The sequence below is a fragment of the Stenotrophomonas sp. SrG genome, from assembly GCF_050031795.1.
GTDB lineage: Bacteria > Pseudomonadota > Gammaproteobacteria > Xanthomonadales > Xanthomonadaceae > Stenotrophomonas > Stenotrophomonas rhizophila_A.
Window position 1 is genome coordinate 1 of sequence record NZ_JBNBBE010000187.1, and the last position, 282, is coordinate 282.

A 282-nucleotide genomic window follows, 5' to 3' on the forward strand; every position below is an offset into this window, starting at 1 on the left:
TGCCATCCTGGACCACGGCGACGGTTCGGCCGTTCTCCAGCTGCACGGTGATCTCCACGCCGTTGCGTGCCCTGCGGGCAAGCGCATTGCCTGCGGCGCCGCCTGCTGCCGCACCTGCAATGGCGCCGATGGTGTTGGCACGGCGGCCACCACCGATGGAGCTGCCCGCCACGCCGCCGATGCCGGCGCCGACGATGGTGGCCACGCCACGGGAGTCATTCTGGATCTGCCCCGCCCGGATGGACTGGACCGTGCCCATCTGCACGTCTTGGGCACGCCCGA

General features: G+C 70.9%; 1 protein-coding gene. It reads right to left on the reverse strand.

The features are described 5' to 3' along the window. The coding region (locus ACQG3P_RS19470) for a glycine zipper 2TM domain-containing protein (RefSeq protein ID WP_426805961.1) at positions 1 to 282 on the reverse strand (282 nt) is incomplete at both ends.